Source organism: Turicibacter sp. St.80E1, assembly GCF_059728495.1.
The window spans coordinates 200,408-224,822 of the sequence record NZ_AP039386.1; the positions used below are offsets into that span (position 1 = coordinate 200,408).

Below are 24,415 nucleotides of genomic sequence, written 5' to 3' on the forward strand. Positions count from 1 at the left end.
TGAGGTGTATCGTCTGATGCGTTGGTTAATAGACTGATAAGAATAAGTAATAGGGTGAATAATAGAAGAATAGTGTTCATGACCTTCAAAGGTATCTCCCCCATTCTAATCTTTCTATTTTAGTTTATGCAGGATGAGAGAGATGTGTGACGTTAAAGATTGGACAATTTTAAGTTTTTATGCCATTATTGTAGTTGAACAGATATTGTATAAAGCAACAGGAAAAGTGAGTGATTATAATGAAAAGAAGGTTATTGCTAATCTCATTTGACGCAATGATTGGAAAAGATATTGAAATATTAAAAAAACTACCTACTTTTTCTCCGATTTTAGAGAAAGCCTCTATTGTAAAATCGGTAGAGACAGTTTATCCTTCAATGACGTATACTGCACATGCGTCTATTGTTTCAGGAACATATCCACAAAAACATGGAGTTATTACTAATGAGGTGTTTACTCCGCTAGTTAAAAATGCACCATGGTATGAGCGACGCGATCAAAATAAAGCTCAGATTCTTCCGGAATTAGCCAATGAAAATGGATATAAAGTATTTATTAATAGTTGGCCAACTTTAATTGGTGCCGATGTGGATTATGTTGTTCAACGTGCCGGAATTCATTATCCAAAAGAAGAGCAAGAATTTGAAATCCGTAAAAATTCAAATGATGTGTTAACGCAGGAAATGTGGGATTATTGTGCGGAGGCTTGGACGTTACCAAATTATTATTCGACAGATAAGTTTTCAGCATTAGCCTCAAAATATGTGATTAATCGTTATCAACCTGAGGTTATCCTAATGCACATGACATTGCCGGATCACTATCGTCATTCATACGGTGTTTTTTCAGAAAAATTAGTAGATGCATATAAGTACTTGGATGACATGTTAGCGATTGTGGTAGATGAATTAAAGGCTCAAGGGGTTTATGAACAGACAACATTTGTATTCTGTTCCGATCATGGACAATTAGATATCGATATGAGTATAAATCCTAATAAATTACTAATTGAAAACGGATTATTAAGTTTAGATGAAAATGGTGATATTGTTGATTGGAAGGCATACATTCAATCAAGTGCCATCTCAGCCCATGTTTACCTAAAAGATAAGAATGATAAGGAATTAGAAGAGAAGGTCTATAGACTATTAAATGAGAATCGTGAGTTATTGCATATTGAACATATATTTACACGTGAACAAGTTAAAGAGACTTATCATTTAGACGGGGATTTTACATTCGTTTTAGAGGCGAAAGATGGGGCATCATTTGGTTTCAATCTCCAAGCTGACTATCAAAATCCAATTATGAATAACGATTACCGGGTAAGTCGTGGAACACACGGACATATTCCAAGCAAGGGAGAGCAACCGTGTTTAATTTTAAGCGGTCCTGGAATTATACCTAGAAAAGAAATTTCAGTTGCTAAAGTCGTTGATATTGCTCCAACATGTGCGGCAATTTTAGGATTTAAAATGAATGAGGCAGATGGTAGAATTCTGCGAGAACTTTTAATAGATTAATAAAAAGAGCGTAAACAAATGGATGTTTACGCTCTTTTATTTTGATGGGCGAGTCGTCTATATTCGAGTGGTGTCATTCCTGTTAACTTTTTAAATGACATATTAAAGTAATTCTGATTATTGAACCCTACGGTTAACGCAATTGTAAGTGTAGAAAGATTACTATTTGTTAAAAGGAGCTTGCTCTTTTCAACGCGAATTTCTCTGACTATTTGGGTGAATGTCATTCCTGTTTCCTTTTTTAGAACTGAGCAGAAGTAACATTTGTTTAAATTAAAGTGACGGGCAACATCGTCTAATTTTAACGTCGTGGAAAACCGTTTCTCTATGTACTGATACACTTGATGACCATATGTACTGTCTGTGCTATGATTAATTAACTCTGTATGATGCATGTTTAATCCCCCTAATAACGTCGATAAAATGTGATTGAAAAATAAAAGTTATAACTAGCGATTATGTATAAATAATGGTATACTATAAATAGATCTTTTGATAACGATTATCAATTTCAATGTGTGAATTATATCATAAAGGATATAAATAGTAAATGTTAATTTAGGAAGAGGGGAGTATATGAGGAAGAGGTATTTAATCATTTTATTAGGAGTGCTATCGGTTATTTCTGTTTTTATAGGTGCAAGCGACGTAACGTTATCCTCCATTTTGAACGGAGATTCTCAACAATTATATATCCTTTTTATTAGTCGTATTCCACGTCTATTGAGTGTTTGTGTGACCGGGGTTGGAATGGGGATTTGCGGTTTAATTATGCAACAATTAACAAGGAATAAGTTTGTTTCTCCGACAACGGCGGCTACAATGGATTTTGCTAAACTCGGAATGTTAATTGCGATGGTCTTTTTTGCCGGGGCATCACTGGTTCATAAAATGGTGTTTGCCTTTATTTGTTCATTGCTAGGGACATTTCTCTTTATGGGAATTATGAAGCAAGTAAAGTTCCGAAATTCCTTGTTTATTCCTTTAATCGGGATGATGCTTGGAAATGTTGTGAATTCAATTACTAGCTTTATTGCTTATCAGTTCGATTTAGTTCAAAATATTTCGTCTTGGGCTCAAGGGGATTTTACGAATATTATGAAAGGAAATTATGAACTGTTATATCTTAGTATTCCTTTGGTTTTTATTGCGTTTCTGTATGCCAATAAATTTACGATTGCAGGAATGGGAGAAGATTTTTCAGCAAATTTAGGTTTAAATCATAAGTGGGTAGTAAACGTTGGATTAACAATTATTGCTCTGATTACATCTGTGATTATTATTACGGTTGGATCGATCCCGTTTATTGGATTAATTGTTCCTAATGTGGTGTCGATGTATTTAGGAGATAATTTAAAACGTGGTCTCTGGCATACAGCTTTGATGGGAGCCTTATTTCTATTAGCCTGTGATGTGATTGGACGAATCGTTATATATCCATACGAAGTTTCTATCGGTTTAACCGTTGGGGTTATCGGAAGTATAATCTTCTTATACATGCTGATGAGGAGGGGTTCAAATGCGTCGGCATAAGGTATTGATTATTTTAATTGTTTTAGTTGTTGTTAGTAGTTTCTTGTTTTTGATGTATGGATTAAATCCAAACTCTTATCAATATGCTTTATCTTTAAGGGTACCGAAACTAATAGCTATTGCTCTCACGGGAAGTGGGATTGCACTTTCTTCAGTTATTTTTCAAACCGTAACGAATAACAGAATATTAACGCCAAGTGTATTGGGCTTAGATTCTTTATATAACTTGTTCCAAACGTTAATTGTTTTTGTTTTTGGGTCACTCAATATTGCACTTGCAGGGTCTAATATTAACTTTTTATTCTCTGCTGCATTGATGATTATTTTTTCATTATTCCTTTTTAAAATGATGTTTAAAAGAGAAGGGACGAACTTATTCTTTCTTTTAATGGTTGGAATGGTTTTCGGGACATTATTCAGTAGTCTGTCTTCTTTTATGCAAATGGTAATGGATCCGAATGAATTTCTCATTGTTCAAAATAAAATGTTTGCAAGTTTTAATAATGTTCAGTCTTCCCTGTTAATGATTTCAATTATTATAGTAAGTGTTGCAATTGGATGCATTTGTAAAGATTTTAAAAAGTTAGATGTTATGTCATTAGGAAAAGAGCAAGCCGTTAATCTTGGAATTAACTATGACTATATGGTAAAAAAAATCTTAATTATCGTGTCAATTCTAGTCTCTGTTTCTACTGCACTTGTAGGACCTATTACTTTTCTTGGTATCTTAGTAACCAACTTGGCTTATCAGTTGGTGAAGGATTATCGTCATAGCGTAATAGTTCCTACTGCTATTCTTTTAAGTTTAGCAGCGCTGATTGGTGGACAGTTTTTAGTGGAAAGAGTCTTTCACTTTAGTACAACGGTAGGGGTAATTATTAATTTTATAGGTGGTTTATATTTTATTTACATCTTATTAAAGGAGGAGCGTGCATGATTGAGGTTAAAGGAATTTCGAAAAAGTATAACTCAAAGCCGGTTGTGAATGATGTTTCTTTTTGTATAAAAAAAGGAAAAATTACGTCATTTATTGGACCTAATGGGGCTGGGAAAAGTACGGTTCTTGGGATGATGAGTCGCCTACTCAAAATGGATGCGGGTGAAGTATTTATTGAAGGAAAAGAAATCTCCCATTGGAACACAAAGGAACTTTCTAAGGTAATAGGTATTTTAAAACAGAGTAATCATTTAAATGTCCGCTTAAGTGTAAGGGATTTAGTTTCATTTGGTCGCTTTCCACATAGCCAGGGTAATTTAACTCAGGAAGATATCAACAAAATTGATGAAGCGATTGATTATATGAAATTAGGAGATATCCAACATAAATTTTTGGATGAGTTGAGTGGTGGTCAGAGACAACGTGCATTCATTGGAATGGTTTTGGCACAAGATACGGATTATATCTTTTTAGATGAACCGTTGAATAATTTAGATATGAAGCATAGTGTGCAGATTATGAAAATATTACGCAAGATTACCGATGAATTAGGAAAAACAGTTGTTATTGTGATCCATGATATTAATTTTGCCTCTTGTTACTCTGATGAAATTATCGCTCTAAAGGAGGGTGAGGTTGTCATATCAGGAACTAGAGATGAAATTATGAAGGAATCGATATTAAGTAAGTTATATGAAATGGAATTTAATGTTCAAAAGATTAATAATAAAAAAATATGTGTTTATTATTAGTTTAAAATATATTAAGGAAAAGGTGGAAAATAAAAAATGAAGATTAGGCTTAAGAAGTTATTTATGAATGTTATTGCAGGAATAGGGGTTGTATCATTAGTGGCGTGCTCACAGCCCGTTGATCAAGAAGCAAAAGATCCTAAGGAAACTGAGAAACAAACAGTAGAAGTTACCCATGAGTACGGAAAGACGGTTGTTGAAAAAAATCCTAAAAACATCGTTGTATTTGATTTTGGTATTTTAGATGCGTTGGATTATATGGGGGTAGAAGTTAAAGGATTACCTAAATCGGGTGCTATTCCTAGTCATTTATCAAAATTTGAATCGGATGAATATGTGAATGTTGGAGGATTAAAGGAACCAGATTTAGAAAAAATCTATGAAATGAATCCAGGGTTAATTATTATCTCAGGGCGTCAGGCAGACTATTACGAAGAATTAAGCAAAATTGCGCCAACGCTTTACATGGGATTAGATAGTGAAGATTATTTAGCCTCTTTTGAAAAAAACATGAAGGTACTTGCCGATATTTTTGATAAAACAGATATTGTTGAAAAGGGATTAGCTGAGGTTAACGAAAAAATTGAGGATTTGAATAAGAAAGTAAGTGAGCAAGGATTAAATGCTTTAGTTGTTTTAACAAATGAGGGAGCAGTTAGTGCTTATGGTGCTAATTCACGCTTTGGAATGATTCATCAAAATTTCGGATTTAAAGAAGCAGATGAAAACTTAGGAGAATCTTCGACACATGGTTCAAAAGTATCTTTTGAATATATCTCAAATATAAATCCTAATTACTTATTTGTTATTGACCGAGGTGCTGTTGTTGGTGGAGATTCAAATGCCCAAGGTACACTTGATAATGAGTTAATTAATTCAACAAGTGCCGCTCAAAATAATAATATTGTTTATTTAGATGCCGCTATTTGGTACACAGCAACAGGTGGATTTAATTCAACAATTAAAATGGTAGATGAGGTATTAGGGGCAATCGAGAAGTAAATCAATAAGAGGTAGATTAAGATCTACCTCTTATTGATGTATATATAAAAAAATCACAAAGTTTTTGTTTTTTTTCACAATAATGAATATTTTTATAGTATAATATTAATTGTTAAGAATATTAGGGTAGTGTGAAAAATAGATTTATAAATATTATTGATATATGACTTTAAATAACTTATCACGATGATATTTATTTAATAAATTAGTTTTGTACTCCTCAAATAAAATAAAACTAACATTAAGCCCGTCAAATTTAAAATGACAAATCTAAAAGACACTAAAATCATAGCACTATCTATATAATTAAATTCTTAACCCCAAACCAGCGATCGCTGGTTTTTTTTAGTTTCTACTATTAGGATTAGAATCTAGATGAAGTAGGTTTATTAGCGGGATGATTGGTTAGGGATTAGTGTAGATTTTAAAAATGGATGTCAGATTTTTTTGTTAATTCTCTTATTTTAGATTTTTCAATTGGATGCGTAAATAATACTAAAGAAGAATTTACCTAAACTATGGTATTGGTGAATGCTCTTTGGTATAATAGGCTCATTATATGAGAGGGAGTGAGTTAAGTGAAGAGGTTAAAGAATATTTTAGTTACCGTTATCCCTTTGGTAATTTTATTTTTTATAGCGGACTATATCTTGCTAGTTCCTTTAAATGTTAAGTTTGAAGAGGGATTTAATTTATTTTTTGGTCTAGCTATTATTGTATGCATTGCATATTTTTACGAAGATGTTCGTTATATCTTTCAGGATGCGGTCAAGGGAAAACCGATTCATTTCCCGGGTAAAAAGGTTAAAGGATGTGTCATTCTGTTATTGCTCATTTATTTGGGATATCAGGTATCATCTCTGCCACTTTTTTTAAGTCAACAATATCGAAATCTGATTGGGGATATTGAGACGAAAGAGTTTGAACAGGAAATACCTGAAATGGATTTAAAAAAGATTCCTACTGTCGATGAGGCCTACGCTAGACGACTAGGGGATAAAAAGCTAGGCGAAGACGTCGGATTGGGATCACAGGTTTATGTAGGTGATTATACACTGATTAGTATAAAGGATTCTTTATACTGGGTTGCCCCGCTTGAACATATCGATATTATTAAATGGTTTACTAATAGAGAGGGAACACCAGGGTACATTATGGTTTCAGCTACAGATGCCCAAGATGTACGATTAGTACAAGAAGATTCAAAGGGAAATCCAATTAACTTGAAGTATCTACCTTCAGCCTATTTTAATCAAGATATATGTCGTAAAGTTTATTTTGAGGGGAATATGTTTAGTGGATTAACCGATTATTCATTTGAATTAGATGATAGTGGACGTCCATACTGGGTGGTGACTACTTACACCAAAAAGGTTGGAATTCATGGGGGATCAGATGCAACAGGGGTTGTTGTTGTAGATGCACAAACCGGTGAAACCAATAAATATTCTGTAGAAGATGCCCCAAAATGGATCGATCGAATTCAACCACAATCCTTTGTTATCAATCAAATAAATGACTGGGGATGGTACAAAAACGGCTTTATGAATACTTTATTTGCTAAAAAGGATATCATTCAAACGACGCCAGGAACTAATTACATGTTTATTGATGGTGAATGGTATTTTTATACAGGAATGACTTCATCGGGATCGGATGAATCAACAGTAGGGTTTATGTTATCTAACACTCGAACAAAGGAAACAACTTTCTATAAAATAGCAGGGGCAACTGAAACTGCTGCTATGAAATCCGCTGAAGGAAAGGTGCAACATTTAGGATATGAGGCTAGTTTTCCTGTCTTGTTAAATATTGAAAATGAGCCTACATATTTTACGACTTTAAAGGATAACCAGGGCTTGGTGAAACAATATGCTTTTGTTAATGTGAAAGATTATTCAAAGGTAGGGACAGGAGAAACTTTGGATGAGGCTAGAACGAACTATGCAAAATTAGTATTTGGAACTCAAGGAAGTTTATTAGACTCATCACTTGGAGAACATAAGACTATAGAAGCAACAATTGAGCGAATAGGGACAAGTCAAACGGATGGAAATACCTATTATACGATTCTTTTAAAGGAGCATCCTGAATTGTTATTAATGGGATCTGGAACGATATCGGCAGAACTTCCAATTAGTTATGAAGGCGATCCAGTAAAAATTGAGTATATTGATGGAAAGAATAAAACGAAGACTATTGTCACGTTTGACAATTTGAAGTTTAATCAATAATAAAAGAGAAACTTTTGTTTCTCTTTTATTATATAGAGGAGGGATGAGTATTGAGAAAATGGGTCTCTGCCGTACTCATAGTTGTGGGAACATTGTGTTGTGTATATGCTGTATATCCAATTTTAGAAGTTCATCAGGGGATAAACATGGCCTTAGACAAGTGGGAGGATGTCAAAGAGGATAAAACACCAGAAGAGGAAAAAGCGGAGCGCACGGATGGAATTATTGGAATTTTACAATTAGGTAATAATGAAAAAAAAATTCCCATCCATGTAGGAACAACTGATAAGGAATTAAGTCAGGGAATAGGGTTAGATGAATTAACGGTTCTTCCGGGTGCTATAGGAAACTCTGTTCTATATGGGCATAGGGAGAATGTGCTATGGGAATTAAAAGATATTGAGGTGGGTGACCACATTACGATTCAGGGGGTAGAGAGTACGTTGGTGTTTGAAGTTAAAGAAATTCAGATTGTGGATCCATACGATCCATATATTTATGAAAAGTCTCAGGAGCCGACCATTACACTTGTTACATGTTATCCTTTCATTTATATGGGACCTACGCCGCAACGCTTTGTTGTTAGAGCGCAATTGAAAAGCATATAAAATAAAAAAACATCGGGCGATATGACCCGATGTTTTTAATAATTAATTCCCGCGGGGACAATGTATTTATGATCGTCAGCAGAACAGGGCGTAACCGCGTATGTCATTTGGCAGTTCGGGCAGTTATCAACTAGTTTAGTCTTAGTATAACTCTTTCCACAGCTGCAATTAATGGTAGCGGGTTGAGGCATTTCTCGATCTGCAAATCCTTTCATTCTTACTTTATCTGCAACGGCCTGTCCATCCTTAAATTCACAACCACACTTCATATAAATCATTTCTTGCATAAATTTCAATCCTTTCCTAAATGGTATACTAATTTTATCAGATAAATAGAATAAAAAATATGATATAAGTCACATTTTAATGTAAAATCTAAAGGGGCTGATAACGGAAATGCTATAATAAAAAGTAATAGATAAAGGGAGGAGAAAATAAAATGATCGATCTTCATTGTCACATTTTACCGGGTATAGATGATGGTGCAAAAGATATGGATGAAACATTAGAAATGGCTCGGATTGCTACCAGTCAAGGAATAAAAAATATTATTTGTACCCCTCACTATATCCAATATAATGATTCATCTAATAAAAACCACTTAGAAGGATTAGTTCAAGAAGTGAATAAATGTCTATATAAAGAGGGAATTTTGTTAAACTTATCGGTTGGTCATGAAATTTATATTACCCCGGATCTGCCTAAACTAGTGCGAGAAGGTGAAGTTGCTACCTTAAATAACTCAAGATACATTTTAATTGAGTTTCCAATGAACGACATACCAATTTACGCAGAGGATGTTTTCTATGAATTAAGGTTGATGGGATTAGTACCAATCTTGGCACATCCTGAACGTTATCCAATGATAATGGAAAATCCGAATCTTCTATTAAAATTTTTAAATTTAGGAGTTTTGTGTCAGGCTAATGTAGGAAGTATTAGGGGGTTGTTTGGGGAACGAGTTCAAAAGACAGTTATGACGCTTATTGATCATAATATGATTCATTTTATTGCGACAGATGCCCATAGTACTAAACGTAGGTCGCCTAAAATTAAAGAGGCCTTAGAAGTAATTAAAGAGCATGATTTGCAATTAGTAGAGGAATTATTTTATGAGAATCCATTAAAAGTCTATCAAAATGAAGAAATTGATGCACCTAAGCCAAAAGAGGTAGTGAAAAAAGGATTTTTCTTTAATTTATTTTCAAAAAGGATACTGAAGTAAAGGGGGGCCAAGAATCGGCCCCACATTAACTAAAGATTAATAAAAAAAACTTTTGACAATCTTGTGTCGGAATGATATTATAAATGAGTCGTCAAAAAGACGATGAAAAAGAAAACAAAAAAGTTAAAAAGTGTTTGACAGAAATGGTTGAACATGATAAACTAGAAAAGTCGCCAAGAGAGGCAGACAAGAAATCTTACAAAAAAGATAAAAAATGTTTGACAGAAAAAGTCGAATGTGGTAAGATAAAGAAGTCGCCAAAAGGCGAGAGAAGTTCTTTGAAAACTAAACAGAACGTCAAGAATCATGAGCGAAAGAAATTTCGCAAGCTAAGGAAACAAACAATTATGGAGAGTTTGATCCTGGCTCAGGATGAACGCTGGCGGCGTGCCTAATACATGCAAGTCGAGCGAACCACTTCGGTGGGAAGCGGCGAACGGGTGAGTAACACGTAGGTGATCTGCCCATCAGACGGGGACAACGATTGGAAACGATCGCTAATACCGGATAGGACGAAAGTTTAAAGATGCTCCTGGCATCACTGATGGATGAGCCTGCGGCGCATTAGCTAGTTGGTGGGGTAAAGGCCTACCAAGGCGACGATGCGTAGCCGACCTGAGAGGGTGAACGGCCACACTGGGACTGAGACACGGCTCAGACTCCTACGGGAGGCAGCAGTAGGGAATCTTCGGCAATGGGCGAAAGCCTGACCGAGCAACGCCGCGTGAATGAAGAAGGCCTTCGGGTTGTAAAATTCTGTTATAAGGGAAGAAAGGTGATAGGAGGAAATGACTATCAATTGACGGTACCTTATGAGAAAGCCACGGCTAACTACGTGCCAGCAGCCGCGGTAATACGTAGGTGGCAAGCGTTATCCGGAATTATTGGGCGTAAAGAGCGCGCAGGTGGTTAATTAAGTCTGATGTGAAAGCCCACGGCTTAACCGTGGAGGGTCATTGGAAACTGGTTGACTTGAGTGCAGAAGAGGGAAGTGGAATTCCATGTGTAGCGGTGAAATGCGTAGAGATATGGAGGAACATCAGTGGCGAAGGCGGCTTCCTGGTCTGCAACTGACACTGAGGCGCGAAAGCGTGGGGAGCAAACAGGATTAGATACCCTGGTAGTCCACGCCGTAAACGATGAGTGCTAAGTGTTGGGGGTCGAACCTCAGTGCTGAAGTTAACGCATTAAGCACTCCGCCTGGGGAGTACGGTCGCAAGACTGAAACTCAAAGGAATTGACGGGGACCCGCACAAGCGGTGGAGCATGTGGTTTAATTCGAAGCAACGCGAAGAACCTTACCAGGTCTTGACATACCATTGACGCCTCTAGAGATAGAGGGTTTCCTTCGGGGACAATGGATACAGGTGGTGCATGGTTGTCGTCAGCTCGTGTCGTGAGATGTTGGGTTAAGTCCCGCAACGAGCGCAACCCCTGTCGTTAGTTGCCAGCAGTGAGATGGGGACTCTAACGAGACTGCCAGTGACAAACTGGAGGAAGGTGGGGATGACGTCAAATCATCATGCCCCTTATGACCTGGGCTACACACGTGCTACAATGGTTGGTACAAAGAGAAGCGAAGCGGTGACGTGGAGCAAACCTCATAAAGCCAATCTCAGTTCGGATTGTAGGCTGCAACTCGCCTACATGAAGTTGGAATCGCTAGTAATCGCGAATCAGAATGTCGCGGTGAATACGTTCCCGGGTCTTGTACACACCGCCCGTCACACCACGAGAGTTTACAACACCCGAAGTCAGTGGCCTAACCGCAAGGAGGGAGCTGCCTAAGGTGGGGTAGATGATTGGGGTGAAGTCGTAACAAGGTATCCCTACCGGAAGGTGGGGATGGATCACCTCCTTTCTATGGAGAAAGAGACGTTCTGTTTAGTTTTGGGAGAATTTCAATTTTCCTAAGGTGGAATGGGCCTATAGCTCAGCTGGTTAGAGCGCACGCCTGATAAGCGTGAGGTCGATGGTTCGAGTCCATTTAGGCCCACCATAAAAAAGAAAAAGAGAATGGGGACTTAGCTCAGCTGGGAGAGCGCCTGCCTTGCACGCAGGAGGTCAGGGGTTCGATCCCCCTAGTCTCCACCAAAAAGAATTGATCTTTGAAAACTAGATATCTTCTGAAGAAGAAAAGTTAAGTAATAAAGGGCGCACGGAGGATGCCTAGGCACTAGGAGTCGAAGAAGGACGCGACAAACGGCGAAACGCCTCGGGGAGCTGTAAGTAAGCAAAGAGCCGGGGATATCCGAATGGGGAAACCCGCTAGTGGTCATACGCTAGCACCGTATGGTGAATCAATAGCCATAGAGGAGACAGACCCAGGGAACTGAAACATCTAAGTACCTGGAGGAAAAGAAAGAAACATCGATTCCCCAAGTAGCGGCGAGCGAACAGGGAGGAGCCCAAACCGGAGTAATCCGGGGTAGAAGGACCTTCAGAAATGACTGAACATGATAGCCGAATGGTCTGGGAAGGCCAACCGGAGAGGGTGAGAGTCCCGTAGGTGAAATTGTGTGAAGCAGGGAAGGGATCCTGAGTACGGCGGGACACGAGAAATCCCGTCGGAAGCAACGAGGACCATCTCGTAAGGCTAAATACTACCTAGTGACCGATAGTGAACCAGTACCGTGAGGGAAAGGTGAAAAGAACCCCGGAAGGGGAGTGAAAGAGAACCTGAAACCGTGTGCCTACAACTAGTCAGAGCCCGTTAAAGGGTGATGGCGTGCCTTTTGTAGAATGAACCGGCGAGTTACGATATCGTGCAAGGTTAAGTTGAAGAGACGGAGCCGAAGCGAAAGCGAGTCTGAATAGGGCGAGGAGTACGATGTTGTAGACCCGAAACCGTGTGAGCTAGCCATGAGCAGGCTGAAGGTCAGGTAACACTGACTGGAGGGCCGAACCAGGGCACGTTGAAAAGTGCTTGGATGACTTGTGGCTAGGGGTGAAATTCCAATCGAACACGGATATAGCTGGTTCTCTCCGAAATAGCTTTAGGGCTAGCCTCGATAAGAGTCTACTGGAGGTAGAGCACTGAATGGGTGATGGCCCCACCTCGGGGTACTGATCTCAATCAAACTCCGAATGCCAGATAGATATGATCGGGAGTCAGACTGTGGGTGATAAGGTCCATGGTCAAAAGGGAAAGAGCCCAGACCGCCAGCTAAGGCCCCCAAGTGTCCGTTAAGTGGAAAAGGATGTGGAGATGCACAGACAACTAGGAGGTTGGCTTAGAAGCAGCCATCCTTTAAAGAGTGCGTAATAGCTCACTAGTCGAGTGACTCTGCGCCGAAAATGTACCGGGGCTAAACGGACCGCCGAAGCTGCGGATTGACACGAAGTGTCAGTGGTAGGAGAGCGTTCTAACAGCGGAGAAGCAGTACCGGAAGGAGCTGTGGAGCGGTTAGAAGTGAGAATGCCGGTGTGAGTAGCGAAAGATAGGTGAGAATCCTATCCATCGAAAGCCTAAGGTTTCCAGGGGAAGGCTCGTCCGCCCTGGGTAAGTCGGGACCTAAGGTGAGGCCGAAAGGCGTAGCCGATGGACAACAGGTAGAGATTCCTGTACCACTTAATAAACTGAAGGAGTGACGGAGAAGGCTAAGTTGAGCGTGTGAATGGATTCACGTGTAAGCAGTGAGGTGGTCATGTAGGCAAATCCGCATGGCGAAACATTGAGCTGTGATGCCGAAAGCCCGCAAGGGTGAAGTCAGCTGATGTCACGCTTCCAAGAAAAGCTTCTAGGGATAATTTATTAGGTGCCCGTACCGATAACCGACACAGGTAGGCGAGGAGAGAATCCTAAGATGAGCGAGAGAACTCTTGTTAAGGAACTCGGCAAAATGACCCCGTAACTTCGGGAGAAGGGGTGCTTGTGAAAGCAAGCCGCAGTGAAAAGGCCCAGGCGACTGTTTATCAAAAACACAGGTCTCTGCTAAACCGCAAGGTGATGTATAGGGGCTGACGCCTGCCCGGTGCTGGAAGGTTAAGAGGAGAGGTTAGCGCAAGCGAAGCTTTGAATTGAAGCCCCAGTAAACGGCGGCCGTAACTATAACGGTCCTAAGGTAGCGAAATTCCTTGTCGGGTAAGTTCCGACCCGCACGAAAGGCGTAACGATCTGGGCGCTGTCTCAACAAGAGACTCGGTGAAATCATAGTACCTGTGAAGATGCAGGTTACCCGCGACAGGACGGAAAGACCCCGTGGAGCTTTACTGTAGCTTGATATTGAGCACTGGTGACACATGTACAGGATAGGTAGGAGACGAAGAGACCAGGACGCCAGTCTTGGAGGAGTCGCTGTTGGGATACTACCCTTGTGTTACTGGGGTTCTAACCCGTGGCCATGAGCTGGTCAGGGGACAGTGTCAGGTGGGCAGTTTGACTGGGGCGGTCGCCTCCCAAAGAGTAACGGAGGCGCCCAAAGGTTCCCTCAGAATGGTTGGAAATCATTCGAAGAGTGTAAAGGCAGAAGGGAGCTTGACTGCGAGACCAACAAGTCGAGCAGGGACGAAAGTCGGGCTTAGTGATCCGGCGGTACCGAATGGAAGGGCCGTCGCTCAACGGATAAAAGCTACCCCGGGGATAACAGGCTGATCTCCCCCAAGAGTTCACATCGACGGGGAGGTTTGGCACCTCGATGTCGGCTCATCGCATCCTGGGGCTGTAGTCGGTCCCAAGGGTTGGGCTGTTCGCCCATTAAAGCGGTACGCGAGCTGGGTTCAGAACGTCGTGAGACAGTTCGGTCCCTATCCGTCGTGGGCGTAGGAAATTTGAGAGGAGCTGTCCTTAGTACGAGAGGACCGGGATGGACACACCGCTGGTGTACCAGTTGTTCTGCCAGGAGCATAGCTGGGTAGCTACGTGTGGAAGGGATAAACGCTGAAAGCATCTAAGCGTGAAGCCCCCCTCAAGATGAGATTTCCCATTCGAAAGAAGTAAGATCCCTTGAAGACGACGAGGTAGATAGGTCAGGAGTGGAAGTTTGGTGACAGATGAAGCGGACTGATACTAATCGATCGAGGACTTAACTAATAAGGAAGTAAGCAGAAGATATCTAGTTTTGTGAGATTGATAAGATCTGACAGAAGGTCTAGTGATAAGGGCAAGGAGGGCACACCTGTTCCCATACCGAACACAGAAGTTAAGCTCCTTAGCGCCGAGGGTAGTACGCAAGTGCGAGAGTAGGACGTCGCTAGGCCATAAAAAAATGCGGGTGTAGTTTAATGGTAGAACTTCAGCCTTCCAAGCTGACTGTGAGAGTTCGATTCTCTTCACCCGCTCCAAATAGCCAATTAACATCCTTTGGGGTGTTTTTTTTATTTATCATGGATAATGATATCAAAAGGGATCAGAGAGTTTTCTAAACTATTTGATCCTTTTTTTTATTATGACAGATTGTAATATTAAGTGCGACAAATAAAAAAAGCTCATAAATAGAATTCTTTGTTATAGAATGAAGTTACCACACCAAATTCTTAACAAGGAGATCTATTTATGAGTTATAAACATCTTAACACATTTGAGCGTACACGTATAGAAGTTCTTTCAAAAATGGGTTATTCAACGAGACAAATTGCGGGGCAATTAAATCGTCATCATTCAACCATTGCTCGTGAACTAAAACGAAATACTCAAAAGACGTATCAAGCAGAGCTAGCAGATAAATTAGCCGAGCAACGTCGCTTAGTTTGTCATCGTCCAGAGACCAAATCTGAAGAAGTTATTCAAACCATCCAACATTATTTAAAGTTAACCTGGTCGCCTGAACAAATTTCTAATACGGTTTTAAAGGGTGTTATTTCATTCAAAACTATTTATCGTTGGATTTATGACGGAACGATTTTGTTAGGGGATTTAAGCTGTTTAAGGCAAAAGGGAAAACGCCGAAAACCACGAGAAACACGCGGACGATTTAACATTGGGACATCAATTCATCAACGTCCGAAAGAGGTAAAAAAACGTCAGGCATTTGGTCATTGGGAACTTGATACAGTTGTTTCAAGCCGTGGTAAAAGTAAAGGATGTTTAGCTACATTTATTGAACGTCAAACACGATTTTATGTCGCCGTTAAAATCGAAAATCGCTCAGCATCTGAAATGTACCGAGCGATTAGTGAGTTATATGAACATTTCCCTAAAGACACCTTTAAAACTTATACCGTTGATCGAGGAAAAGAGTTTGCTTGTTATTCCAAAGTAGAAGCAGATTTAAAGGTTCCTGTTTACTTCGCTGACGCCTATTCCTCTTGGCAAAGAGGAAGTAATGAAAATGCCAATGGTCTTCTTCGAGAATTCTTTCCGAAGAAGACGGACTTAGCACGAGTTAGTGAGAAAGAGATTGATGAAGCCCTCCTCCTCATTAATCATCGACCACGAAAATGCTTAGGTTGGAAAACTTCATTCGAGCTATTTCATGAGAAACTGTCGCATTTGTATTGACAATTCGTCTTATAAAAAAGGTCGACTAGTAAGAAAAATTATATTTCTTATGTCAACCTAGAAGACGTGGTATTAAATTTATGCATTTTTGAATAAGAGAGGTGATAGTAAAACCTCATTGTCTTTTTCTATCGGAGAATTTTCAAATAGGGACTTTAAGTAAGGATCTCTTGCAGCAATTTCTTCATTAATTAACGGTAGATTCGCAAGAATTTGAGATGATTCATCTTCTATTTCAAAATAGTACCTATGGATGTTAATAGATGCATTAGGATAAAGGGCATGTATTCCTTCAGATATCGCATATTTGTGGTAGGTTAAATCAGTCGTCACACAATAGGATGGATCAACAAGTTGAAATTTCATAATTATCCTCCTTCATTAGATGTAAGTCTTTTTATACCACTATATGCGGATAAGAGGGGTTATATGAGGAATTAAAATTAATTAGGAAGGAGATATTAATATATATAAGTCCATTTCTATAATAAAAATCTATCTTCCTAGTACGGGCTATACTTATTTGATAGAAGTTAGATGAAAGTATTTTTAAAGGATAGAATAGTAGATAAGTTATTAGAAAGTAAAGGAACAACATAAAAAAAGACAAAAATGGACATTTAAACAATGGTAAAGTTTCAAAAATCGATAATATTATGTAAAAAATGATATTAAATTTGTTTATTTGTTTCCACATTATGTTATAATATAATTATACACAGCTCTGTGGATAAATTTATATTTTATCAATAAAATGCTTATTAAACTGATAAAAATAGAATCTAAGTTATCCACATAGATGATTAATTAATGTGGATAATGGTGTTTATAAATAATAAATGTTAGGAAGGGGGATGGGAAGTGATACCTTATGCGATTTGTAATGTTGAAAAACATGTCGTGAACTCATTAAAGAAAATGGAATCACGAGAATTTTTTTATCCAACGATTAAATATGACTTGATGTATATGTTTGAACGCTACGGCATCAATCATAATTGTGATATTTGGTTAACGTACAATAGTGATATGAATGGGAATGAGGTTGTTGTTAAATTAGGATGTTTATCGTTATCTTATTGGACAAGTGGGTTTTATCCAAGCCGTCGATTTCAACAATTATATTTAGTCGATGAACAATTAGAAAATATTTTACGAATTAAACGCATGTTGGTAAACCCATCAGATATAAATATCATGCTAAACCGTGGAAAAGGTTTAGAGATAGAGAGTAAAACAGCCGATATTGTTTATTCTAGTAATTTGGATTTACGTAGTGAAGAAAAACAAATGGATATTTTTTTAGAGGGAATAAGGGCATTAAAAGATGATGGAGTTTTTTATTATATCAAGATAGTTGAGGACTACTATGCCTCGGTCTATCGATTACTTGCAGAATTTGATCAGTCATTAAGAGAAAAGTCTTTAGATAATCAGTATTATTATAATTCTGTAACTTCTGCGGAAAGATTTCTGAATCAAACATTTAGACAAATTACCGTGGGGGATTACGAGTCATTGATGAGAGTGGATAATGTAGATGACTTTATTGGATTTATTTTAAGTGATCCTGAGTTTCAGGACGTTAAGTATCAACTCTTTAAATCAGGAATTTCGAAGTTTAGAAACTTTTTACAGGGACGTATTGAAAGATTTGGGGGAATTTTGATTAATAGGAGTTTTAAAGTCTATCGATATAGTCATCCAATTGTCTACAGTTAAGAGATAGAAATATAAATTCGATGCTTAGAAAGGCGAACTAGATAGTAAGGTTAAAAGGTATGAAAAAATTATGGCGATATAAATTATTTATTTTTCTTTTTTCTCTGGCTATTATAGGTGTGAACCTAGTTCCAAGATGTGTTGAGGTATACAGATATAAGTTAAATGCGGAGGTATCATTTGTAAATGATGATTTAAGGGGAGCACTTTTAAGTTATAAAAAAGCTTATGCCCAAATTCCCCTATCATCCTTAAAAAGAGAAATGGAAATAATAGAACGTGTAATGATATCTAAATCTCAGTTTACCCAGGGACAAGAGGCAGAAAAAAATCAAGACTTTGAAATGGCTTATTATTATTATAGCAAGGTTGATAAGATAGATAGCGCCCGTTATGCATGTGCGCAACATAAATTATTAGATTTATCTAACAAGGGGACTAGTAATTTTCGTGAAAATTCGTAGGAATATCAGGATATTAACTATACTCCTTCGTAAATGATAGTTTTTGTAATGCTACTGTCCGAGCGATGGATCCTGTTTGTTGTTGAGCAGATGCAAGGATAATTTTATGTAAGGTTTTAAAGAGACTATTAATCTTCAATAAGCGTGTATCTTTATTCAAGTTAAATAAAATGAATACTGATAGGGTGATTACAAAGAAGTTGTTTTTTAATGAATGAGGTAAGAGAAAAAGGGACCTAGTATAAGGTCCCTTTTGTTATTATTTTTTTATCTTAGAATCCGCCGTTACAGCAGCAAGCAATGATAGCTAATAAGATAAATAAAACTAAAATAAAACAACAATTTCCATTTCCACACATAGATTGTTCACCTCATTTAGTCTTGGTAGAATTACTACCTAATTTAATGTATGAAAAATAACGTATTTTGTGAGAGAGTAATAGCAAGTGGATGTACTCTTTTTATACCGATGATGGATAGCGGAGTATAAAATAAAAAAGGGAGGTCCGTCTAGACCACCCTTAAAAAATTTATATTCTTGGCTTAGAATCCACCGTTACAGCAGCAAGCAATGATAGCTAATAAGATAAATAAAACTAAAATAAAACAACAATTTCCATTTCCACACATAAATAATTCACCTCATTTAATCTCGGTAGATTTACTACCTAATTTAGTGTATGAACGTTTTCTGATTTTGTGAGGGAAAGCATTAGTAAAAACTTTCTAATTTCCTCCTACATTGTTGTTATAAAATTTGGAAAAACTATTTATAATATAATAGATATATAATTAATGGGATATTTGGAAATGGAGATGAATTCATGCGGAAACCAGTAAGGAAGGCGGTTATTCCAGCGGCAGGGTTGGGAACAAGGTTTTTGCCTGCAACTAAGGCACAGCCCAAAGAAATGTTGCCTCTTGTGGATAAACCGACCATTCAATATATTGTTGAAGAGGCGGTTGCATCCGGAATTGAGGAAATTTTAATTGTAACAAGTTCTATGAAACGACCAATTGAGGACCATTTTGATAAATCATATGAATTAGAAGATACACTAGAGAAAAAGGGAAAATTAGAAATGTTAGAGATGGTGAAAGAGATTTCTAATTTAGTTCAAATTCATTACGTTCGTCAAAAGGAGGCAAAGGGATTAGGACATGCCATTTTATGTGCTAAAACCTTTATTAAAGATGAACCTTTTGTTGTCTTATTAGGTGACGATGTGGTAGTCAATGATGAAAATCCGGCTACAAAGCAACTTGTACAAGCATATAATAAAATTGGATGTTCTATTATGGGAGTACAGAGGGTTCCTCATGAGGAAGTTTATAAGTACGGGATTGTACACCCTGCTGAGTCTCAAAGGTTTAACGGTGATTCTAGAATGGTAAAGTTAACAGGAATGGTTGAAAAGCCACGGATTGATGAAGCACCTTCAGATTTGGCTATTATGGGAAGATATGTACTTACACCTGAAATTTTTGAAATGTTAGAAGACCAAGAGCCTGGTACAGGGGGTGAAATTCAATTAACGGATGCTATTGATCGATTAATGGATCGTCAGGCGGTATATGCCTATGATTTTCAAGGAAAGCGATATGATGTTGGAGATAAATTTGGATTCATTAAAGCGACGATTGACTTTGCGCTAGAGCGTGAAGACCTTGGGCAACAGGTAAGGGATTATTTGTTGAAAGAGATCCTTCCACGTTTGGAAGGAGAGCGTGTCTCACTTTAAATATAGAGAGGAAAGTTAACGTCGAAATAAAGTGACCTTGTAGCTAATAGCTGTAAGGTTTTTTTTATTTTTTAAATTGAGATAACAAAAAGGGTGGGGTCGGTGCATATAGTATATTAGGGATACTGTTAGCTGATGGAGGGATGAGTATGAAATTTCAAAAAGCTATTCACCGTGCTGAAATGTTTTTCAATCAATATCAAAAGGAACCAAGTGTAACACGATTAAACAGTTTTAAGAGGCTACATGCAGATTTGAAAAGTAGGAGTTACTTATTTAATATTAAGTATTTATATACTTATCAGATGTTAAAGGGTGCAGATGTCTTACCAGAGTGGTACATGTCTTTAGCAAATACTCGCTTTACAGAATTAGAAAAATTTTTTAATTCGGAATTTCATAAGCTATTAGTGGAAGACAATGGCCAATTGGAGGAGTTAAATAAATTTTTAATACAAAGGATAGCATGGATATATCAGGGGAAATTTAGAGTGTACCCAACAACACCACTCGATTATCTACCCTTAAAGCTAAGATTAAGTGTGTATATCTTTTTATATCAAAATGAGGAGGATCAAAAGGCACGATGCCATTTGAGAAGTCGTATTGCGACGTCGTTAGCAAGATTAGGGTATTTAGAGTTAGCTAATTTTTATAGTGTATATAACTGGTTAATGGCGCAGGATGTAACAAATACTCATTTTCGAGAATCCCGACATCTTATTCGTAGCTTACAGAGTCAAAAATATATGAGTCAGTCAGCTAAACGTCTAGCAAAAGACGGAGAAGATGTAAGCAAAGTAACAGAACTTAATTATTACTATACCCAACTCCTTAATCCTAAAAATATGAAATATGATAGAGCTCACGTTGCAACAATAGATTTAGTTATCTTTTATTATGAAGAGTATCCACAGTTAAAAGAGTTAGGATTACCATTAAAAAATTACTTAAGAACGCATAATAAAGAGGAATTCTACGAGGCAGTCGCTAAACAACGAATGAAGTTTATCCGTGATGCAGTGAAAGTTCCTTATACTTTAAGAGAAATGATTATGACCCCAATTGATCAGGAACAGCTCATTATTTATAATTATTTATTAAGAATTATTGTCTAGTGTTCTTTTTCCTCCTTTTAAGACATATCTTGTTGTGAAAGGCGGGTTTTTATGATTACCATTAATCAATTAAGGGAAAATTCAATGCGATATATTGACTCCCAATCTGTAGCTCTTATTTACCTGTTAAAGGTTATTGATGAATGTCTTGTTTTTGATCATAAAACCGTCATTTATCCTAAAAATTTATATTGTAGGGATAAATCTTTAATCCTTTATATTTTTACTTCGGACTATCAGTTGATTAGGTTGAGTTACGACGCTGAAACCGTATCGATGATAACAAGAGACTTAAATCATTTAATTAAAAGTCAATATCTTATATCTAATCAAGAAAGTCAACTCAGTTTGATGTTTGAGGACGAGATTATCTATTTATATCCTAAAATGGATACGACGCCGCCTTACGTTAAAGAATTTAATTCTCAATTAATATTAATTTGCAAATATTTACAAGAAAAAGGAAAATAAGAAATAAAACGTGAAAATAATAAAGGAGATAACATAAGTTCTAGAATAAAAGGTTGCAAATTAAACCTAACTTTTAGTTTGTTAGAATATTTTAAATCTAATCCTCCACAATAAAATTATATTTCAAAGCTTAATGGAGGTTAGATAGAATGGCAACGTTAAAGGGAACTGGAACACATAAAAATTTAATGCGAGCATTCGCAGGGGAGTCTCAAGCACGCAATAGGTATAATTTTTATGAGAGTATTGCTAGAAAGCAAGGATATCCATTAGTTGCTGATGTCTTTAAATTAACAGCGGAACAGGAAAAGATGCATGCGAAGATATTTTTTCAACATTTGATGGATGAATTTAATGGAGAGGAAATTCAAATTGATGCGAATTATCCCGTAGACTTATATCAAGAGAATACGATGCAAAATTTAATGGCATCGGTGCGTGCAGAGGCACACGAGCATGAAGAGGTTTATCCGGCATTTGCTCAAGTTGCTAAAGATGAAGGATTTCCACAGATTGCGGCATCTTTTAATTTTATTGGAAAGATTGAAGAAACTCATCGCCAACGTTTCGCTACATTAGCCAAGGAATTTGAAGATGATACAATGTTTAAGCGTGCAACTCCTATTGCGTGGGAATGTCAAGTCTGTGGACATATCCATTTCGGAGTAGCAGCGCCGGCTATGTGTCCTGTTTGTAAACATCCTAAAGGCTTCTTTAAAGCGTTAGAGAACGCTAATTAAATAAAAGAGAAAAAGTCGTGTGATTGGAGAACACGACTTTTTTTGTATTTACTTGACGTTTGATATGACTTATACTTATAAATAAGTTAAATAGAAAAACAGGGGAGATTACTATGTTATTTAATCAAAAGAAGCCGTTAATTATGGGTATTTTAAATATTACGCGGGATAGTTTTTCCGATGGTGGGAGTTATTCACAGCTTGATGAAATTGTGGAAAGAGCTAAACAAATGGTTTTAGATGGTGCTGATATTATTGATGTTGGGGGTGAGTCAACACGTCCGGGTTCTAGTATTGTTCGTTTAGAGGAGGAGTTAAGTCGAGTTATTCCGGTTATTAAACGACTAGTTACTGAAATTGACGTTCCTATTTCTATTGATACGTATAAGGCTGAGGTGGCAAGGCAAGCCGTCCTAGCGGGTGCAACAATAATTAATGATATCGGTGGAGCCAAATTTGATCCATTAATGCCTGAGGTGATGGCACAAACAGGTGCCTATGTTGTTTTGATGCATAATCGTAAACCAAATTTAGAGAAAACAAATTGTATAACAGCGGTTAGCGGGTCATTGACTGAGTATGAGGATATCGTTTTAACCGTGAAGAAAGAAATAATGGAGAGTATTGATTTAGTAAAAGCTGCAGGGGTGAATCAAGATAAAATAATTATTGATCCTGGGATTGGTTTTGCCAAAACCGTTGAGGGAAATATTGAATTATTACGACGAATTACAGAGTTACACGACTTGGGGTATCCCATTTTACTAGGTGTAAGTAAAAAAGGAACAATTGGTCATTTATTAGGGGGGTTAGGAGTAAATCAAAGAGCAGAGGGAACAATAGCAGCCACTTGCTTTGCGGTAAGTAAGAATATAAATATTGTTCGAGTGCATGATGTTCTTGAAAATGCTCGTGCAGCCCGGGTAATGGAGGCATTGATTGGCTAATAGAAAGAGGAGTGTTAAAAATGGAACAAATTATGTTAAATGATATGATATTTGTAACAAGACATGGTGCGTGTCCCCATGAATATGAATTTGATCAGAAGTTTAAGGTCGATGTTTGGATGAAGACAAATTGTGTTGCTAGAGCTGGAGCATCGGATGCTTTAAATTTAACGATTAACTATGCAGATGCTTATGCTATTATTGAAGATATTATGTACGGTGAACATGTGGACTTGTTGGAAACGTTAGCGTATCGAATTGGAAATAGTTTAATTCAAACTTACCGCACGATTGAGAACGTAAAAGTTGAAGTAAGAAAGATGCAACCGCCTATTACAAACTTTAATGGAACGGCCGCTGTCAGTCTTTTAGTTACAAGATAGGAGTGATAGGGATGCAGATTGCCTACTTAGGGCTTGGATCTAATATAGGAGATAAAAAAAAATATTTATATGATGCTCTTCAACTATTAAATCGTCATGAGGGGATTGGAATAACTCGTGTTTCATCCCTCTATGAAACGGAACCGTGGGGATATAAGGAACAGGATCTTTTTATGAATCTCGTGGTAGAAATCGAAACTTCTTTAAACCCATTTGGATTATTAGAGGTTTGTCAGTTAATTGAAAGCGATCTTGGTCGTATTCGTGAGATGAAATGGGGTCCGCGTGTTATTGATGTAGATATACTACTTTATGGAAAAGAAAATATTATGACAGAGAGATTAGTTGTTCCTCATCCATATATGACTGATAGGGATTTTGTGATGATTCCTTTAGCTGAAATTAATCCTCAGTACAAGATTAAAGGAAAGCAAGCCCACGAATGGAGTAAAAAGTTTAATGCGATGGCAATTAAAAAAGTATCTCACACTCTAGGAGAGTAACTTTGTGGTAGCATGATAATATTGTCTAGATGTGATTTTCTTGCAGATAGGCTCAATAGAGTGAAGTTAAGA

The 24,415-nt window shown here is 37.5% G+C and carries 21 protein-coding genes, 3 tRNA genes and 3 rRNA genes; 25 read left to right on the forward strand and 2 right to left on the reverse strand.

Annotation, left to right across the window (positions count from 1 at the left end; all coding sequences use genetic code 11):
- The first annotated feature begins 142 nt into the window (after positions 1–142).
- Positions 143–271, forward strand: a complete 129-nt coding sequence (locus tag AC6I0I_RS00895) for a hypothetical protein (protein ID WP_255421510.1) — start codon at positions 143–145, stop codon at positions 269–271.
- Entirely contained in the window at positions 240–1,523 is a 1,284-nt protein-coding gene (locus tag AC6I0I_RS00900) for an alkaline phosphatase family protein (RefSeq protein ID WP_161832891.1), read from the forward strand. Before AC6I0I_RS00895 ends, AC6I0I_RS00900 begins: the two co-directional genes overlap by 32 nt.
- 26 nt (positions 1,524–1,549) lie before the next feature.
- On the opposite strand, the gene AC6I0I_RS00905 is transcribed toward AC6I0I_RS00900, so the two are convergent.
- Positions 1,550–1,918 (reverse strand): helix-turn-helix transcriptional regulator, encoded by a 369-nt coding sequence (locus tag AC6I0I_RS00905; protein WP_262951136.1) that lies wholly within the window; start codon positions 1,916–1,918, stop codon positions 1,550–1,552.
- Between the two features lie 181 nt (positions 1,919–2,099).
- Between AC6I0I_RS00905 and AC6I0I_RS00910 the strand changes: the two genes are divergently transcribed.
- The 14 genes from AC6I0I_RS00910 (at position 2,100) to AC6I0I_RS00975 (ending at position 16,253) form a co-directional block, all read left to right on the forward strand.
- A complete protein-coding gene (locus AC6I0I_RS00910) occupies positions 2,100–3,056 on the forward strand; it encodes an ABC transporter permease (RefSeq protein WP_161832889.1) in 957 nt (318 codons plus the stop codon).
- Positions 3,043–3,993, forward strand: coding sequence for an iron chelate uptake ABC transporter family permease subunit (locus tag AC6I0I_RS00915; RefSeq protein WP_262951134.1), 951 nt, complete (start codon positions 3,043–3,045; stop codon positions 3,991–3,993). Before AC6I0I_RS00910 ends, AC6I0I_RS00915 begins: the two co-directional genes overlap by 14 nt.
- Positions 3,990–4,745, forward strand: coding sequence for an iron ABC transporter ATP-binding protein (locus AC6I0I_RS00920; RefSeq protein ID WP_262953705.1), 756 nt, complete (start codon positions 3,990–3,992; stop codon positions 4,743–4,745). The genes AC6I0I_RS00915 and AC6I0I_RS00920 overlap by 4 nt, the downstream gene beginning before the upstream one ends.
- A 36-nt stretch (positions 4,746–4,781) precedes the next feature.
- The gene (locus AC6I0I_RS00925; protein WP_161832886.1) at positions 4,782–5,747 is read left to right on the forward strand and encodes a siderophore ABC transporter substrate-binding protein; all 966 of its coding nucleotides are present in this window, start codon (positions 4,782–4,784) and stop codon (positions 5,745–5,747) included.
- A gap of 578 nt (positions 5,748–6,325) precedes the next feature.
- A complete protein-coding gene (locus tag AC6I0I_RS00930) occupies positions 6,326–7,981 on the forward strand; it encodes a hypothetical protein (protein WP_262953704.1) in 1,656 nt (551 codons plus the stop codon).
- 50 nt (positions 7,982–8,031) lie between these two features.
- Positions 8,032–8,589 carry a class D sortase gene (locus AC6I0I_RS00935; RefSeq protein ID WP_262953703.1) on the forward strand — a complete coding sequence of 186 codons (558 nt, stop codon included), beginning with the start codon at positions 8,032–8,034 and terminating at the stop codon, positions 8,587–8,589.
- A 439-nt stretch (positions 8,590–9,028) separates the two neighbouring features.
- Complete coding sequence (locus AC6I0I_RS00940; RefSeq protein ID WP_161832882.1) at positions 9,029–9,814, forward strand: tyrosine-protein phosphatase; 786 nt, start codon at positions 9,029–9,031, stop codon at positions 9,812–9,814.
- A gap of 344 nt (positions 9,815–10,158) precedes the next feature.
- Positions 10,159–11,675, forward strand: a 16S ribosomal RNA gene (locus AC6I0I_RS00945).
- A gap of 61 nt (positions 11,676–11,736) precedes the next feature.
- Positions 11,737–11,813, forward strand: a tRNA-Ile gene (locus tag AC6I0I_RS00950).
- A gap of 19 nt (positions 11,814–11,832) precedes the next feature.
- Positions 11,833–11,908, forward strand: a tRNA-Ala gene (locus tag AC6I0I_RS00955).
- A 44-nt stretch (positions 11,909–11,952) separates the two neighbouring features.
- A 23S ribosomal RNA gene (locus AC6I0I_RS00960) occupies positions 11,953–14,846 on the forward strand.
- A 57-nt stretch (positions 14,847–14,903) separates the two neighbouring features.
- A 5S ribosomal RNA gene (gene rrf, locus AC6I0I_RS00965) occupies positions 14,904–15,012 on the forward strand.
- The 16S, 23S and 5S rRNA genes sit together here with 3 tRNA genes alongside, the layout of an rRNA operon.
- 11 nt (positions 15,013–15,023) lie before the next feature.
- A tRNA-Gly gene (locus AC6I0I_RS00970) sits at positions 15,024–15,097 on the forward strand.
- Positions 15,098–15,308: 211 nt separating this feature from the next.
- Complete coding sequence (locus AC6I0I_RS00975; protein ID WP_338617489.1) at positions 15,309–16,253, forward strand: IS30 family transposase; 945 nt, start codon at positions 15,309–15,311, stop codon at positions 16,251–16,253.
- Positions 16,254–16,331: 78 nt separating this feature from the next.
- Here AC6I0I_RS00975 and AC6I0I_RS00980 read toward each other — a convergent pair whose 3' ends face one another.
- Positions 16,332–16,619 (reverse strand): hypothetical protein, encoded by a 288-nt coding sequence (locus tag AC6I0I_RS00980; RefSeq protein ID WP_161832579.1) that lies wholly within the window; start codon positions 16,617–16,619, stop codon positions 16,332–16,334.
- A gap of 495 nt (positions 16,620–17,114) precedes the next feature.
- Here AC6I0I_RS00980 and AC6I0I_RS00985 point away from each other — a divergent pair, with 495 nt between their 5' ends.
- The 9 genes from AC6I0I_RS00985 (at position 17,115) to folK (ending at position 24,343) form a co-directional block, all read left to right on the forward strand.
- Positions 17,115–17,975: a hypothetical protein gene (locus AC6I0I_RS00985; protein ID WP_161832578.1), complete on the forward strand. Its 861-nt coding sequence runs from the start codon at positions 17,115–17,117 to the stop codon at positions 17,973–17,975.
- Positions 17,976–18,034: 59 nt separating this feature from the next.
- Positions 18,035–18,439 carry a hypothetical protein gene (locus AC6I0I_RS00990; RefSeq protein ID WP_161832577.1) on the forward strand — a complete coding sequence of 135 codons (405 nt, stop codon included), beginning with the start codon at positions 18,035–18,037 and terminating at the stop codon, positions 18,437–18,439.
- A gap of 824 nt (positions 18,440–19,263) precedes the next feature.
- Positions 19,264–20,181: a UTP--glucose-1-phosphate uridylyltransferase GalU gene (galU, locus tag AC6I0I_RS00995; RefSeq protein ID WP_161832576.1), complete on the forward strand. Its 918-nt coding sequence runs from the start codon at positions 19,264–19,266 to the stop codon at positions 20,179–20,181.
- A 149-nt stretch (positions 20,182–20,330) separates the two neighbouring features.
- Entirely contained in the window at positions 20,331–21,299 is a 969-nt protein-coding gene (locus AC6I0I_RS01000; RefSeq protein ID WP_161832575.1) for a hypothetical protein, read from the forward strand.
- 51 nt (positions 21,300–21,350) lie between these two features.
- Positions 21,351–21,770, forward strand: a complete 420-nt coding sequence (locus tag AC6I0I_RS01005; RefSeq protein ID WP_161832574.1) for a DUF3908 family protein — start codon at positions 21,351–21,353, stop codon at positions 21,768–21,770.
- A gap of 149 nt (positions 21,771–21,919) precedes the next feature.
- A complete protein-coding gene (rbr, locus tag AC6I0I_RS01010) occupies positions 21,920–22,510 on the forward strand; it encodes a rubrerythrin (RefSeq protein ID WP_262953474.1) in 591 nt (196 codons plus the stop codon).
- 113 nt (positions 22,511–22,623) lie between these two features.
- On the forward strand, positions 22,624–23,457 hold the full coding sequence (folP, locus tag AC6I0I_RS01015; protein WP_262953473.1) for a dihydropteroate synthase: 834 nt from the start codon (positions 22,624–22,626) through the stop codon (positions 23,455–23,457).
- Between the two features lie 20 nt (positions 23,458–23,477).
- Positions 23,478–23,840, forward strand: coding sequence for a dihydroneopterin aldolase (gene folB, locus AC6I0I_RS01020; protein WP_161832571.1), 363 nt, complete (start codon positions 23,478–23,480; stop codon positions 23,838–23,840).
- Between the two features lie 11 nt (positions 23,841–23,851).
- Positions 23,852–24,343, forward strand: coding sequence for a 2-amino-4-hydroxy-6-hydroxymethyldihydropteridine diphosphokinase (gene folK, locus AC6I0I_RS01025; RefSeq protein WP_161832570.1), 492 nt, complete (start codon positions 23,852–23,854; stop codon positions 24,341–24,343).
- Positions 24,344–24,415 lie beyond the last annotated feature (72 nt).

Coding starts and splice junctions, on each gene's coding strand:
- AC6I0I_RS00895 (WP_255421510.1), top strand. CDS start 143: ATGTGTGACGTTAAAGATTGGACAATTTTAAGTTTTTATGCCATTATT.
- AC6I0I_RS00900 (WP_161832891.1), top strand. CDS start 240: ATGAAAAGAAGGTTATTGCTAATCTCATTTGACGCAATGATTGGAAAA.
- AC6I0I_RS00905 (WP_262951136.1), bottom strand. CDS start 1,918: ATGCATCATACAGAGTTAATTAATCATAGCACAGACAGTACATATGGT.
- AC6I0I_RS00910 (WP_161832889.1), top strand. CDS start 2,100: ATGAGGAAGAGGTATTTAATCATTTTATTAGGAGTGCTATCGGTTATT.
- AC6I0I_RS00915 (WP_262951134.1), top strand. CDS start 3,043: ATGCGTCGGCATAAGGTATTGATTATTTTAATTGTTTTAGTTGTTGTT.
- AC6I0I_RS00920 (WP_262953705.1), top strand. CDS start 3,990: ATGATTGAGGTTAAAGGAATTTCGAAAAAGTATAACTCAAAGCCGGTT.
- AC6I0I_RS00925 (WP_161832886.1), top strand. CDS start 4,782: ATGAAGATTAGGCTTAAGAAGTTATTTATGAATGTTATTGCAGGAATA.
- AC6I0I_RS00940 (WP_161832882.1), top strand. CDS start 9,029: ATGATCGATCTTCATTGTCACATTTTACCGGGTATAGATGATGGTGCA.
- AC6I0I_RS00975 (WP_338617489.1), top strand. CDS start 15,309: ATGAGTTATAAACATCTTAACACATTTGAGCGTACACGTATAGAAGTT.
- AC6I0I_RS00980 (WP_161832579.1), bottom strand. CDS start 16,619: ATGAAATTTCAACTTGTTGATCCATCCTATTGTGTGACGACTGATTTA.
- AC6I0I_RS00990 (WP_161832577.1), top strand. CDS start 18,035: ATGAAAAAATTATGGCGATATAAATTATTTATTTTTCTTTTTTCTCTG.
- galU (WP_161832576.1), top strand. CDS start 19,264: ATGCGGAAACCAGTAAGGAAGGCGGTTATTCCAGCGGCAGGGTTGGGA.
- AC6I0I_RS01000 (WP_161832575.1), top strand. CDS start 20,331: ATGAAATTTCAAAAAGCTATTCACCGTGCTGAAATGTTTTTCAATCAA.
- AC6I0I_RS01005 (WP_161832574.1), top strand. CDS start 21,351: ATGATTACCATTAATCAATTAAGGGAAAATTCAATGCGATATATTGAC.
- rbr (WP_262953474.1), top strand. CDS start 21,920: ATGGCAACGTTAAAGGGAACTGGAACACATAAAAATTTAATGCGAGCA.
- folP (WP_262953473.1), top strand. CDS start 22,624: ATGTTATTTAATCAAAAGAAGCCGTTAATTATGGGTATTTTAAATATT.
- folB (WP_161832571.1), top strand. CDS start 23,478: ATGGAACAAATTATGTTAAATGATATGATATTTGTAACAAGACATGGT.
- folK (WP_161832570.1), top strand. CDS start 23,852: ATGCAGATTGCCTACTTAGGGCTTGGATCTAATATAGGAGATAAAAAA.